General features: G+C 27.9%; 17 protein-coding genes. All 17 read right to left on the bottom strand.

Features of this window, described 5'->3' with window-relative positions; translation table 11 throughout:
- Positions 1-329: 329 nt before the first annotated feature.
- Positions 330-1,040 carry a class I SAM-dependent methyltransferase gene (locus P3X86_RS02510; RefSeq protein ID WP_483291048.1) on the bottom strand — a complete coding sequence of 237 codons (711 nt, stop codon included), beginning with the start codon at positions 1,038-1,040 and terminating at the stop codon, positions 330-332.
- 426 nt (positions 1,041-1,466) lie between these two features.
- Positions 1,467-1,856, bottom strand: a complete 390-nt coding sequence (locus tag P3X86_RS02505; protein ID WP_483291047.1) for a hypothetical protein — start codon at positions 1,854-1,856, stop codon at positions 1,467-1,469.
- 8 nt (positions 1,857-1,864) lie between these two features.
- Positions 1,865-2,506: a hypothetical protein gene (locus P3X86_RS02500; RefSeq protein ID WP_483291046.1), complete on the bottom strand. Its 642-nt coding sequence runs from the start codon at positions 2,504-2,506 to the stop codon at positions 1,865-1,867.
- Between the two features lies 1 nt (position 2,507).
- Positions 2,508-2,834 carry a PadR family transcriptional regulator gene (locus P3X86_RS02495; RefSeq protein WP_483291045.1) on the bottom strand — a complete coding sequence of 109 codons (327 nt, stop codon included), beginning with the start codon at positions 2,832-2,834 and terminating at the stop codon, positions 2,508-2,510.
- Between the two features lie 460 nt (positions 2,835-3,294).
- Positions 3,295-3,483 (bottom strand): hypothetical protein, encoded by a 189-nt coding sequence (locus P3X86_RS02490; protein WP_483291044.1) that lies wholly within the window; start codon positions 3,481-3,483, stop codon positions 3,295-3,297.
- A gap of 723 nt (positions 3,484-4,206) precedes the next feature.
- Positions 4,207-5,133 carry a phosphotransferase gene (locus P3X86_RS02485; protein WP_483291043.1) on the bottom strand — a complete coding sequence of 309 codons (927 nt, stop codon included), beginning with the start codon at positions 5,131-5,133 and terminating at the stop codon, positions 4,207-4,209.
- A 76-nt stretch (positions 5,134-5,209) separates the two neighbouring features.
- Positions 5,210-5,647, bottom strand: coding sequence for a VOC family protein (locus tag P3X86_RS02480; RefSeq protein WP_483291042.1), 438 nt, complete (start codon positions 5,645-5,647; stop codon positions 5,210-5,212).
- Positions 5,648-5,718: 71 nt separating this feature from the next.
- Positions 5,719-6,333: a hypothetical protein gene (locus tag P3X86_RS02475; protein ID WP_483291041.1), complete on the bottom strand. Its 615-nt coding sequence runs from the start codon at positions 6,331-6,333 to the stop codon at positions 5,719-5,721.
- A gap of 25 nt (positions 6,334-6,358) precedes the next feature.
- Complete coding sequence (locus tag P3X86_RS02470) at positions 6,359-6,778, bottom strand: hypothetical protein (protein WP_483291040.1); 420 nt, start codon at positions 6,776-6,778, stop codon at positions 6,359-6,361.
- A 67-nt stretch (positions 6,779-6,845) separates the two neighbouring features.
- Entirely contained in the window at positions 6,846-7,112 is a 267-nt protein-coding gene (locus tag P3X86_RS02465; protein ID WP_483291039.1) for a hypothetical protein, read from the bottom strand.
- A 47-nt stretch (positions 7,113-7,159) separates the two neighbouring features.
- The gene (locus P3X86_RS02460) at positions 7,160-7,633 is read right to left on the bottom strand and encodes a GNAT family N-acetyltransferase (protein ID WP_483291038.1); all 474 of its coding nucleotides are present in this window, start codon (positions 7,631-7,633) and stop codon (positions 7,160-7,162) included.
- A 281-nt stretch (positions 7,634-7,914) separates the two neighbouring features.
- Complete coding sequence (locus tag P3X86_RS02455; protein WP_483291037.1) at positions 7,915-8,442, bottom strand: TDE2712 family protein; 528 nt, start codon at positions 8,440-8,442, stop codon at positions 7,915-7,917.
- A 274-nt stretch (positions 8,443-8,716) separates the two neighbouring features.
- Positions 8,717-10,411 (bottom strand): M3 family oligoendopeptidase, encoded by a 1,695-nt coding sequence (locus tag P3X86_RS02450; RefSeq protein ID WP_483291036.1) that lies wholly within the window; start codon positions 10,409-10,411, stop codon positions 8,717-8,719.
- 261 nt (positions 10,412-10,672) lie between these two features.
- Positions 10,673-11,164, bottom strand: coding sequence for a hypothetical protein (locus tag P3X86_RS02445; protein WP_483291035.1), 492 nt, complete (start codon positions 11,162-11,164; stop codon positions 10,673-10,675).
- A 93-nt stretch (positions 11,165-11,257) separates the two neighbouring features.
- A complete protein-coding gene (locus tag P3X86_RS02440) occupies positions 11,258-11,419 on the bottom strand; it encodes a hypothetical protein (RefSeq protein WP_483291034.1) in 162 nt (53 codons plus the stop codon).
- Positions 11,420-11,613: 194 nt separating this feature from the next.
- Positions 11,614-13,353 (bottom strand): gamma-glutamyltransferase, encoded by a 1,740-nt coding sequence (gene ggt / locus P3X86_RS02435; protein ID WP_483291033.1) that lies wholly within the window; start codon positions 13,351-13,353, stop codon positions 11,614-11,616.
- A 377-nt stretch (positions 13,354-13,730) separates the two neighbouring features.
- Positions 13,731-15,026, bottom strand: coding sequence for a hypothetical protein (locus P3X86_RS02430; protein WP_483291032.1), 1,296 nt, complete (start codon positions 15,024-15,026; stop codon positions 13,731-13,733).
- Positions 15,027-15,098: the final 72 nt, after the last annotated feature.

Raw genomic sequence — 15,098 nt, 5'->3', positions numbered from 1 at the left:
AACTTGTTTAAACTATAACAAAACGAAAAAAGGAAATAAAGCGATTTTTCCTATGTTGCATTTTATGCAGTTTAAGTTGCAATAAAATGCAATATAGTTAATCTAAGTTGCACTTATTATCTATTTATAATATATCTAATTATATACTTTTGTTTCTTTTAAATGCTTAGGTACTCTATCTTTCTATTTGCAAAACATTCTACTTATCTTTATTATTTAAAAAAATAGGCTTAACTCCTTGAGATAAGCCTATATACTGTATTTATAATAATCTATTTCATTTTTTACGCCCTATATGCAAAAGTTTGTTGTTATTACACATATGTTGTTTAGACCATACCTACAAAACTTCGAGTATAACGAGTAATCGTAATACTCCCATTTACTTTATGATTATCAAATAGATGTGAGAGTTCATAAAAATATTTTTCATCTGTTAACTTATCAAACGTGGATAAAGCCCGTCCAATAAAAGAATCTTTGGTATATGAAGATGCTTGTTGAAATATTCTATGCTCAAAATTGCCTTTTTTAAAAAAAGGTGAAATTAATTCAGGGCTTTCTTCTTTTCCACCACTTAATCCATTAAAGTTAATTTCAAAAACTTTGTTTCTATTTACTGGTCTACTTATCCAGACCAAAATTACCTTTCCATTTGGTCTTAATATCCTTTGGCATTCTTTTTTAAATTGTTCCATGTCAAACCAGTGGAAAGCAGTTCCAACTGTTATGAAATCTACACTTGAGTCTTGTAAAGTTGTGTTTTCAGCTTTCCCGTTTATAGACATAAAATTCGAAAACTTTGACAATCCTTTTTCTGCAACTCTTCTCATATCATCATTAGGTTCAACCGAATATACATTACTACCTTTTAATAATAGTTGTTTACTCAGTTTCCCTGTACCTGAACCGATATCAGCAATGATAGAATTATTACTTAATCCAACATCTTCGTAAAGATAATCTATAAACTTTGTTGGATATTCACTACGATACTTTGAATATTTTTCAGCATTAGATGTATATTTTGCATAATCCATAATACTACCTCCTTTGATTACTGCATAGAAATCCCTTAGCAATAAACTGTAAAATACTCTTCTTATGTACCTGTCAAGACTACTTGTACCTTACTGCCCACAGTGCTATCTAAAATAACTATTACGTCAAAAACATCCCATATATAACTGCCATTGATGTTTAAAACATATTATATATCAATTTGGGAGTTGTGCCAAATCAATATTTTCCAACCATAGTTTTATCAAATTAATCTAAGCAGTATAACATTAAGCAAAATATCCAAGTTTCGTTTACAATAAAAAAAGACCCTCTATAAATTTATAAAGGATCATTTTAATCATATATTTTGCGAATTATTACTTGTTTATTAAATTCATTAATACCTATACGTTTAGTTGTTTTTTTGTTTTCATAACATTTCTCTATAAAGTTAGAACAATAATCTATTTAGCCTTTCTAGTGTATTTATCCAAACCAGCCATTTTTTTATTCTTCTTATAAGGAATTAACTCTTCTTTGCTCATTAGTTCTTTTACATCTTTCTTTAACATTATTTCTCTATCAACTATGCAAAGTTGATAATCTTCATTGGCTTTTATAAAATCATCTTCTCCCTTATGATGTTCATTTTCTAATTTTATATATGTTTTATCAAGACCATTATCCTTAATGAACTTTTCCATAAGCTGTTTACCTAAATCTATACCTGATGTATATGCAATCACTTTTCCTTCTTCATTATATGCTACTACATAGTTTGTCCCTTTTACGATAGCCTCAAATCCTTTTAATATACTTTCATGATTAACCAATAGCATGTCTAAAATTCCCATAATATCTCCTACCTTTCTATTCTATTTAATTTTCTATTTACCTCTGATATTAACTGTGGTATCAAAGTAACTACAATAATAATTATTAACTGAAACATAGTTGGCTTAAACAATTTTATATTATAAAATGTCACAAATAGTACTGCCGAAAGTATTACTAATAATAAACCCAATAAGCCTAATTTATTAATATTGTTATCTTTATCTAATGATCTTTTCTTTAAATAATATAGTAATAATTTAAAAACTATAGTATTAATAATAATAAATACTAAATGTCCTAATGTAAAAACAGTTATATTGTTAATATCTATAATAGCATTTAATAATATACCTATTATAATAAAAATGTCTATAGCTAAAAGTATATTTAATATGGTATCTTTTATTTTAGTCGCTGTAGATTTCTTTTTACTTTCAGCTACTATTCTTTCACAAAATCTTTTTGGGTCATTTTCTATGACCTCTGACAATGATTCACCTCTTTGCTGTGCATTCAATGCTATAGAAAGTATATCCATCTTAATATCAATCAGCTCATCTTCTTGAAGTTTATAGGTACTAATATAATTTATTATTTTATTGTATATTTCCTTATTTGTATAAAGTAGATGTTTTTCGCTTTCTCTTATCTCTTCATACTTATTCATATCATTCACTCCCTTCTAATAAGCTGTTAACATTAGATGAAACACTTCTCCATAAAACTTTAAAGTCATTAAGTTGTTTCTTGCCATCATCAGTAATACTATAGTACTTTCTCTTAGGTCCAAGAGAAGACTTCTTGAATTCTGATGTTATATAACCTTTGTTTTGAAGACGTTTTAATATTGGGTACATCGTTCCTTCACTCAAATTCCCAAAACCATATCTTTCTAAGATATTTATAATCTCATAACCATAGGTTTCTTGCCTTGATATTATTTTTAGAACACACCCATCTAATATTCCTCTCTTTAGTTGAATATCATCATACATTTTATCTACCTCGCTTCGTTAGGTACAGGTACATTGTACTGCGATGTAGTAATTTTGTCAACTATTTATTATTTATAAATAAAGCATTATTTTTCTCTTAAAACGTAGTAATATCAACATTTTCAGCCTATGATGCAATTATTACTTTAGTTATATCCAATATTTACATATTTTTTACTTGCTCAATTAAGTATTTTATTCTTTTTGAAATTGAAGATTTTAATAATATTGTGGCTTTTGAGCAAGTATATAATAAATATATTTACATAAAAATAAAATGTTTAGATTAATACATATAGGGCCATGGCTTAAACTAAACTTATTTAGTATTAAGCCATGGCCCTATAGTTATTGGTAGAATTGAATGTCTTAGTGTAGTAGAAATGTAATTTTTTTAAATCTAATTAGTAACGGATTTTTATAGGAAAAGTTAACGGTAACCGTATTTTAGTCTCTTTTCCTAATGCATTCTTTTAACTTCTTCTTCTAGTTTCCTTATTTGATCAGCAAGTTTACTTACTTCTCTGCTCATTTCTTTATTAGATTTTTTGCCTCGTAATTTTTCACCAATCCAATCTGGTAGATCTAGTAGTTCTACTAAAACCATTACAATAATAATACTCCCTACTAACTTTATAATTTCAAACATTTTTTACCCCCCTCGTATAATTAGAAATTAAAGTTATTACTTTCCGAACATTCTTTTAAAGACTTTGATAAACATTCATATCCTTTTGTCAAAACCTCATCAATTCTTTTACTCTTTATTTCTCTAATTGTTAGCAAGTACAATTAAAATAGTAGCTCAACTAATTCATAATATCTCATGATAGAGATTAGACATTACTATCCCCGTAAAAGGAGTGTCATTCCATCAATGAGATTCTATATTTTAGCTGATTGTGTTTCCTATTTCATAGGAACTACCCGTATCACTATAAAAAATTACTCATGCTTTTTTGCTTTCACTCTTTCAGTTTTAACTAAAATTGCTAGGAAATGAAAATTTAATATCAATTTATGCTTTATGACAACATATATATGGAATCCAAAATGAATATCAGTAATAATAGTAATCTATGAGCTACTTCAAGGAAGATACCGATTATTTCCTATAAACTAATAAAACAATTCTCCAGATAAAATTAACTTTTTACCATTTTACAATATAATTCAATTATACAATATTTATCATTATTTGTGAATGATATAGATTTTTATACAATTATAATGTCCTTACAAAGATAAATTTTCTATACTAATATGAAAAAAGTATACTAAAAGCAATTCAAATACTTAATAGTATACAATATTGTTTAAATCTACAAACTCTTATCTGTATGGTAACCCATATACTCTTCTCTAATTAAAATTAAGCTTTAAGTAAGGAATATATCATATTTTTTATCTCCTTAATATCTAATAAATTGCTTACCTCATCATTAGTACATTTATTATATATAATTTCAACAAAATAAGAACCAAATTCATGCATTAAGGTACCAATAAATAATTTCTCTACCAATGTATCATATTCTAAATCTTTGAAATACTCATGGATCATTTGGGTATCAAAATTAAACAAATCAAAAGCTATAGGTGGATATTCATATTCAACAGGTGCAATGATGCTATCAGCATAATCTATTATAAATATATTATCTTTTGAATCTATTATAATATTATCTCCAGTGAGATCACCATGAACATAAACATATTCTGACAATTTATAATTCATCACTATATCACTAATCTGCTCTTTAATGCTGTCATTAAACTTTGTCCATCTTTTATTTTTTATTATTCTTTCTTGTATTAAATTACCATTCACTTGGTCTCTAGGTTTTATATTTAATTTGTGTAGGTTATTCCTTAGCTTATTGACAAAAGCTTTCTTCTTATTATTAGAATAATTTTTTAGTACTTTATTTGCCTCTTGACCATCTATGTAGTCCATTATTAAATACCTAAATAAGTATTTATCTTGAATGCTTGATGCTGCAACTATAGTTGGAGCATTTAACCCCATATTTATCGCTTTTTGCATAGACTTAAGTTCTGCTCTATAATCACTATCTGTATTCGCTCCTGACTCTTTTGGTGCAAATATTTTTATTGCATATTTACCAGCTTTAAATACAGCATTTGTACCAGGTGTTAAATTGGATATATCATCATACCCTAAAAGTCCCTCTTTTATATATATCTTTTTAATAAGTTCTCTAAAATCACTAATAGATTGAAAAACTGCTCCCCAATCATACCAATTATTAATGCTCTTTTTAAATAAATAATTCATTTCTGCCTCCTAGTCTTCTTACGTATAATTGATATTTTTTTCTTTTAATTTTCAGATGCTAACATAAAATCAGTTTTTATTCAATCAAGTTAGATTCTTTAAAAAACTTATTTTTATTGTCTATTCTTCCGATTCCAATATGTCTACCATCAATATCTTCTATTACAAATTCATAGCTTCCATAATCGGTCAAATGTGGTCTAGATATAATTTTAATATTCTTTGATAAATATTCTTCATATATCAAATCAACTCCGCCAACTGTATCAGGATCAATATACGCATCATAACCTACTCCATATCTTTTAATGTTAGATTCAACTTTTCCATATTTTGATTGCACTATTACAAGTTCTATCGAATCTCTATAAATTGTTGCAAAAGCAGTATCCTTATCATAGTGACAAGCATATTTGAATCCTAGTTTTTCAACATAATATTTAACAGTTCTCTCAACATCTTCAGAAATAAAAACGGAACATAGATTCACTAATTTTACTCTCGACTCACTCATTCTAACTCATCCTTTATCTGTAATATAAACTCAAAATTTTTAATATTCTAAGATATATAGTTATTCAATAACTATTTTTTCAATTTATACTTTAATGCAATTTGTATAAGTTGATCTTGTGTAGGTGGTTTTATTGCTTGTTCTTTTTCAGGTGATTCAATATGAAACCTTACTTTCTCCATTTTCTTAAATGTGTTCACTGAACTCTCTAAGATAATTTGATCAAAGAACCAAAATCTTTTCTCACACTCCAAATTTTCTTCATTTTCATTGGTTAATTTTTGAAACCACTCTTCTTGTAATAATTTAGGATGAAAGGCAGACTCACGCCAGAGTATCATTCCTAAGTCTTTAAAATAGTAAGTGCTACTGAGGTACTCATCTTCACAATCACAATCATACTCACTAATTTTTTTTAAGCAATTGAAAATATCTTCTGCTTTTGTACGAAACAAATCAATCCCATTATATATAACTTTATAGTCATCAATATTATCAATAGTAATTTCAAAAACCCTATCATCTTTATATGTAATACAGTAGTCCTCATATTGAACAAAAACATGCTCTCCGTTAATTTCTTCATCATAGCAAGTTAGATGAAAAGATTGTTCAGTCTCTTTTCTTGTCATCCCAAATTTGATATTTCCTATTCCTTCATGCGGGTAAATAGCTATTTTTTTCATTTTATTCTCCTGTTATATTATAGGATTATTTCTTATTGCTTACATCTTCAACATATACGAATACTGCACCATCATACATTTCATTCGATGCAAAATTAAGCAATGCTGTTGATTGATTTTGGTTAAAAATAAGCTTCTTTCCTTCAATCTTAAAGACATAGGTTGTTGTTACTTTATCATTTTCTGCATCATCAACCAAAATTAATTTGCTATCTTTGATTTGATAACTTCCCGAAGATATATAGCTTGATAGTACCGAATAGTAGAAGGTAAATCTATTGTCATCCAGTAATACTAAATTTGGCATTATACCGATCTCATCTGTCTTTTGTATTATGTATGTTCCTAATTTTATATCTTCGTTACACTGGTTATTGTTATTAGTACAAGCACACAAACCACATATCATAAACATATAAAACATACCTATAAACAGTCTTTTCATACCTACTACCCCTTCTAATCTATATTCAATCTCTTATTTTCAAATTACTTTACTTGATATTTTAACATTAGATCCCATAATGGATTATCCACTTATTTAACCTTATAGCTTCTTTGATTTTATTAATTAATCTCTCTAATTCTTTAGAATTGTATAATTTATTCTCTTGATTAATAACTTCTAAGAAATATTTATGTGAACTAGGAGGTATTAATGTTATACCATACCACGCAAGGTTTTTACTATGCCTATCTAAGTACTTATATTTAGCAGGTGTATATCCCTCAGTATAATCATTTATATCTAATAATCCAAACTCATGAACATATGGCACTATATCATCTCCTTAAATATAGTAGCTATTAAAACTATTTAAACACTTTAAATTATATATTGCAATTCAATCTCGTCTCTTATAGGTATACCGTAATTGCCTATTAAAGGAATAGACTGTTTAATTAAGCGTGATTTCTCAATAGCATTTCTATAAATTCTTACTAATTCAAATCCACGTTTTTGATAAAACTTTAGAGCATTCAAGTTATCGTTTGTTGTTATTAACTTCACATTATGACAACTCTCTCCTTTTGCTTTCCTAATTATTATATTTACTAATGCTGTACCGATACCCTGCTGTTCTTTAAAGCTATCCAATGATATTATTTCAATCTCACGCTCTAATAAAATATAAGTAATCAATCCAATTATACAATCTTCTTCATAAGCAACGTAGCCATCAAGCTTTGTCATATCAATTATTTTACCCCTTATAACCATCTCAGTAGAATGCCAGTTATCAATAATTAGTCTATTTACTTGTTCCCGATTTTTAGAAGTTATTTTAACTATCTCCATAATTTCTCCTTTCTCTAGGCTATAATTACTCAATTTAATTTATTACTTTTCTATTGCTAGAGTCATACTAATACTTAGCTTACAACAATTATATACCCCTATACCATAATTTTCAATTCCATTACTCTAAAACTATAAAAATAACCACAAATCTATAAATTTGTGGTTATTTTACTGATTATTATTGTATGTAGATACCTAATTCTACAATGTACTTATATTAATCACTAATCATAATTTCTACATATTTATCCCTCTACAACATTTTAATAAATCTAATTCTAACCATTGCATAATTCAAGTAATTTTTCACAAATATAGTCTTGAATTAATTTATCATCTATAGTCACTTTATTATCTTCATAAAGGTCAGGTTTCACTCTAAAGAAATTAATTATAAGCTTATTATCTATTAGATAGTACTCATCTAAATGTCCTGGTACAAATATAATCTCAATGTCTTCATATTTACAATTTGTATCATTAAGCTTTTTTGCAATAGCATCAATATTGAGTGTCTTTAGTGGTGCTACCATCATCTTAGTATATTCTAAATCCTCTAGCATCCACATATTATTGTTCCAAAATCTCATTGTTTTTTTGTTACCCGTCATCATCTCTCTATTGGATATAGCGCTTAAAACCTTTCTAACTGATTCAGATGTAAATTCATCGTCATATATTAATTTCATCCCATCCATCTCAGCCATATTTACAATGTATTGCTCTCCAACTTTTTCTTTTTCGCTTGTAGCTTGCCAATAATAATCCATACCTTCTATAATATCCATATTTTTTATTAATCTCATTATAATCTCCTCCTATGCAAACAGTTATATCCTTTAATATTATATAACAAAAACTATATTATTAAAATAAAATGTCTAAGTACTTTCATAAATTTGTTTGATATAAACATATTTACGTTAACCACTAAATTAGGTCTAAACTTATTTATTTAAGGTTTTAAGTATTATTTTCACATATTAGTTTCTCGTCTTTATTTCATTTCCTATCATGTATGCTTTTCACATACTTTATATAGCTTTAGCATCTCTTTATCATAAGCTAAATATTCTAATACTACTCGCTTCTTTTATGATAAGTGTTCAACCATCTGTTTATTTTTTCTGTTACAACAGCAAATGTTTCTTCTTTAAAAGGTGAGGAAATATTTGTATCTTTAATTAAATCAAAAAACGACAAACTTCCTCCTTTCTTTAATATTTCTAAATACACACTCCATGCTTCATCTTTATCTACTTGAGATATTGATAACAATTGTAAAACACAGATTTGAGCCAATGCATAATCTATATAATAAAATGGGTTTGTGAATATATGAGACTGTTGCTGCCAAAAGTTACCTTCAATCAGATATCTGTTATCATCATAGTCTACAAAAGGCATGTATTTTTGCTCTAGTTGTCTCCACATTATTTTTCTATCTTTTTTTGATATTGTAGGATTGTCATAAATATATTCTTGAAACTCATCTATACATGCTCTATATGGTATCCATTGAACTATCTCTACAAGATGATTGAACTTATACATTTGTGCATCTTCAATAATTTCATCTAAATACGGCCAAATTAACAACTCCATACCTATGGAACTCAATTCACACGCTTCTTTTGTAGGCAATATGTATTCAGGCACTTCATTCATTCTATTAAAAACATACATTTGCAATGCATGTCCAAATTCATGCGATAAAGTTTTAAAATCCTTTTTTATTCCAGTTAAACTTGCAATTATATATGGTAATTTATAGTCACATAAAAAAGTTGTCATTGATACTTTTGCCTTTCCTTCTCTAGCATCTAAATCTATAAGATTATTTTGCTTCATCATTTCAAACAATTCTTTTGCTTCGATAGATAACTCCTTACATATTGTTTCAAACTTTTCAATAATCCACTTTGTATTTTTTTCCTTTAAACTCTCATCTTCTTTTATGTTTGCTTCTTCATCGTAATATTTTAGACAATCTATATTTAATAGTTTTTTTCGTTTTTCTTTAAGTTTTTCACAAAGAGGTACAATATATATAGTTACTAGATTCCTAAACTTTTTTATATCTTTTTTTGTATAACCAGTTCTGTTTAGTCTTTTATAGCCAAGTTCAACAAAGGATTTATAACCTAATTTTTTAGCTATCTGAGTCCTTATTTTAATTAAATCATCTAATATATCATCAATATGAAAAGATTTTTCTCCTATTAATTCATATCTTTTTTCATTTGCTAATTTTCTGATTTTTCTATTTGCTGATGCGCAATAAGGTTTAAGCTGAGCTAAGGTTTTATTCTGTCCCATAAAATCAATTTTCATGGTTGAAATAGTCTTAGTATATTTTTTTGCTATACTATTTTCTAATTCTAAATCTCCAATTATATCTTCTGTTACAGTATTAATAGTTTCCTTTGCAATATTCATTAATTGAGCACCAAATGTTTCAACAATCTCTTTATGATATTTGGAATTAATTAATTCTTTATAATATTTTGCAACCACTAACTCATATTTAGGCCAAATTTTATTTATATATTTTGCCTCTTTATTAGATTTCTTATTATCAATATTTATTAGATTTCTACACTCCCCTATCATAACCATTGTTAATACGTTATTTCTTAAAGCATTTATCTCTTCAATTATTTTTTTTTGCTGTTCAAATGATTGTGATGATTGAAACTTTCCTAACAATACTGATACTTTCATCTCAAAGTTATCAATATTAGGTCTTAAATAATTCATATCTTCAAACTTCATAAATACACTCCTCGTAGATATCTTAGATTTATTGATATGGTATCAATTCCGCACCTATATATTTTATATAATTACTCCCTTCAAATATAGAATACTATCATTATATCTAATTATCATGCGTAGTATAAGTCTATTTTTTTGTCAAAATTCATGATACAATATTGTTATAGAATGAATCCCTAAAATACTCTAAACCACATATATTAATACATTAATGCTTCGTATATTTCTTTACCAAAAATTTCTCTGTTATTTAATTATTTATAATAACTTCTTACTGAGACTGTACGTTATATTCACATGTAACAAAATCTTTAAATTCAAAAGTTGTTTTTTTCCTATATTCTTTTTTATAGTTTTGATTTTTCCATCATCATACTTTTCGCCTATATAATCACCTGTAATTAGATTATAGTCATCTTTAAAACAATCCATCGAATCAACTATAGATTCGTATGAACCTTGAGTAAACCCAATTAAATACCAACCATTTTCTTGGTAACGGAATCTAAAATATCTATACCATCTACTTGAACTACCTCCGAAAAAATTCAGTAGAACAGAACCTCTATCTATAGATATACCTTCAAAAGGATCTCCAAAAGTCCCTCCTTCATCCGCCAGAAGAATTGCTTTTTCTGCCTTTATTGATAACTTATATGTATTGTCTTTATTCCCAAAAGCTATTATTAAGTTTCTTGGAGAAGCTTCTTTCGATTGATTACTTTGCTCAATTATAAAGGCTTTATCCATTATTCCATCATTATTTAAATCTCCTTTTGCTAGGGCTAACTTATTATGTTTCTTTAAAACTTTCCTCCCTTTGGGTATAAATGACTTTATATCCTAAACATCGTTTTCCATTCTGTCCTTATCTCCGCTTTGAAGAAGCCCCATGTTACTATCATTTAATAAATCAGTCTTTTGTTTCTCTTCATTTATAACTTTGTCTGTAGTTGAAACTGATTTTTCAACTTGCGATATATTTACTTCATTTTTTTCATACAACCTACCGTCAAAAATAAATTAATTAATACTACTAATTTTTTCATGAACAATCATCCTTTCAATTTATTATATAAGGAGACGGCTATTGTAACTTCAAAGCAAATTTTCTTTGCTACCAAGTTTTATCTAACTAAATGCTACTTTTTATTAATTAATATCCGTTTCGAAACATTCTTTGAAAGATATTAGATAAACTAATAAGCTAGTGCTTTCCCATCTCTTCGTTTATCTGCTGCTCCATATTTTTGATTACTTTTCTGATTTATTATTATACCTTGTACTCCACCAAAATAAGAATCCATATCTTTTTTAAAATCTATTTTATAACCCATAATTTTAAGTTTTTCTTGCACATCTTTTGGTATCCGAGATTCAATTGTTAAAGGCATTTTCTTCCACATATGTATTCTTGGATAATCTATTACATCTTGTAAATCCATATTATGGTCAATTAAATGCGTGATAATTTGTACCATTGTATCAGGTATTCTAGACCCACCAGGTGTTCCTATTGTAGCATAAGGTTTCTCATCTTTCAATATCAATACAGGAGCCATAGTACTTCTTGGTCTTTTCCCCGGTTTTACTAAATTTGTCTTATATGATTTTGAAAAATTAAACAAGTGGTCGTTAAGTACAAAACCTGTACCTTTTGGTATCACTTTGCATCCGAAATGATGACCCACTGTATTTGTCACAGAAACCATATTTCCATCTTTATCTACAACAGATATATGTGTAGTACTATGAGATTCAAAATCTTTAGCATCTAATTGCGGGATATTTTGCAAAGCTTTTGTTTTATCTATCTGCTTTGCTCTTGCCTTTGCATATGATTTTGACAAAAGCACTGCTGAATCATCGCTAAAATCTGGATCTCCAACATGATAATATCTATCATTGTTTGCTATAAATAATGCTTGACTAACTAAATGTATATATCCTGTAGAATCAGGTTTGAGTTTTGATAACTCAAAGTTTTCTAATATATTTAATGTTTCGATAATTGGCACTCCACCTGTACTACTAGGTGCTGCTGTTAATACTTCGAAATCCCTATATGTTGTTTTAATAGGATTTCTTTTCTTTGTTTTATAATTCGCCATATCTTCCATACTGAAATATCCACCATTTTTATTCACTGATTCTACAATAGCTTGCGCAATCTCACCTTTATAAAACCCATCTCTTCCTTCGTTTGCAATTTTCTTTAATACCTTTGCATAGTCAAGATTTTTAAATACTTCACCTTCTTTATATGACACTCCTTCTTTTGTCAATACTTTAGCAGTTTCTGCATGTAATTTTAAACTATCTAGTGATTGTGAGAATATTTCAGCCAAATGTGGCGTAACTTTAAATCCTTCTTCTGCAACTTTTATAACTGTCTCTAAAATTTGAGTTGGTGTCATTGTTCCATTGTCCTCTAGAGCTGTCAACCATCCATCAACAGCCCCCGGAATACAGGCATTTTTAACTGTATTTTGAGACTCCTCATATTTAGAATATAACTCTAACCAAATATCATAATTTATTGCTGAAGGTGCTGTCTCCATATAATCATAGAAAACTTGCTTTCTGGTCTTATTGTTATAAACTAGCATGTACCCACTACCACCTATACCAGCTGCATTGGGCTCAACTAACCCTATTGCAAATGACGCTGCTACTGCTGCATCAACAGCATTTCCACCTTTTTTAAGTATCTCTATACCTATTTTAGAAGCTATAGGATTTGCTGTTGACACTACTCCATTTTTCCCCTTTGCATACCTAATACTAAGGTCACTTTCATGTTTATTAAGTATAGATTCATGCTGTTGTAATCGTCCTTGTTTTATTGGTTGATTAGGAATGTTACTAGGTGTTTGACATCCAGTTATAAATAATGTTAATACCAGAAATAGCACTATAGATAAGCGTTTTATTTTCATATTGCACCTCCATTTTATTAAATATTTTTAGTCAATATTACTTTTTTGCTAGTCTGTCAATGTACTGTCTTGTAACTTCAATATTCATATCACCTTACTTTTTTTATATTTGGTGTAAATATTATGTCAATAATATCATACTACTTCTAATCATTCTGTCGAAACATGACCCTGACAATCCTACGAACTCTTTATTGTATATTACTCATTATATCTAACTATTATATGTAATATTCCCTCCTACAAATATATATGAATACCACCTGTAAAAATCATTAGCAGGTGGTATTCATATAAAACTAAAAAAAGCCTTCTAAAATATATTAGAAGACTATGCCTAATTTCTTTTGTTAGAGTTAACAAATTTATATACCTGTCTATTTCTCTTTTAATCTAAATTTGTAAGGATCACCTAACCTTTTACATAATTCTTTAGGAGATATGTGAAATTGCTCTATTATAAAATCAACTTCATCACTAAGTGACGAGTCAAAGACTCCTGGATCATCTGTACAAATCACTAAATTTACTCCGGAATTATATAGTTTTAAGAATGGATGTTGTTCAATTAGCTTTACTCCACTTATGCATAAATTTGATGTAGGGCAAACTTCAATAATAGTTCCAATACGCTTCAATTCGTCCAATACATAATTTTGTCTATTTGTTATACCAAGTAATCTCTGTTGATTATAGTTTCTATAGATTTTTTCATTAGGCTCTTTAGTATATAAAATTTCTAGTTCAGCTAGTAATTCAGTCTGGTTGATTTTCACATTGTATGTTTTTAATTCTTCCATATGTTTAATATCATATTTAATCTGAGCGATTCTCTCTTTAACACTTTCGTAAACATGTGCCTCATTACATCTGTTAATTGCTATTAACGGATCTATTCCTAGTGCTATACAGTGTGCTAGTCTTTTTGCTCCATATAATGCAGATTGATGACACCATCGTATTGCACTTTCAAGTGACTTATCATAAAAATTTTCACCAATATGTACAACTACATCAACTGTTTTGTCTGGATCATTATTTCTATCAATACTTACTTCTTTATAGAAATTCTCTAAATTTTCGGGCGCTATTTCTTTACCAGAGAAATCAACGCCTACTATCGTATCTATTAAATCTGGGTTTTCTTCTATAATTTCTTTTAATAAAGAATAATCACCTAATCTAACAATGTATTTTGCTGTAAATGTATCAGTGCATGCTTCTTTAAAGAATCTTGCAAATCTAGCATGCCAACTTTTCCATTCTTCACTTGAACCCCCAAATCCATTTCTATACTCAACATATGTTAAACCTTCACGTTTATGACGCTCTGTGATACATTTTAAAACTACTTCAGGATTCTCTTTATCATAATAATAACCAGTTATGCAAATAGCAAAATAGCTTTTAATATTGAATTCATCAAAATTACCCTCTCCTCTAAATTTATAACAGTAAACTTCCTCTATTTCTTCTAATGAACCAGTTCTAACTGCTCTTTCAAAGATTTCTATAGGATTAAGTTTAACACCAAAGATACTTTCATATTTATTTAAGAAATCGAATCTATTCCAATTAATTTCTGTATAATGATTTTTTGCTAATTCAAAAAGATCTTCAGTATACAAGCATTGTAATACATGTACATGTAATTCTGTCTTTTTCAATAACATAATATTCCTCCATTTTTAAAGGTGCATTTATGATTTTAAATACACCTCAATTAGTTTTTTATTTTAGGAAAT

This window comes from Abyssisolibacter sp. ZYX002 (assembly GCF_056892235.1).
The sequence above is the reverse complement of the archived record's forward strand: the minus strand, read 5'-3'. Positions and strand labels throughout refer to the sequence as shown.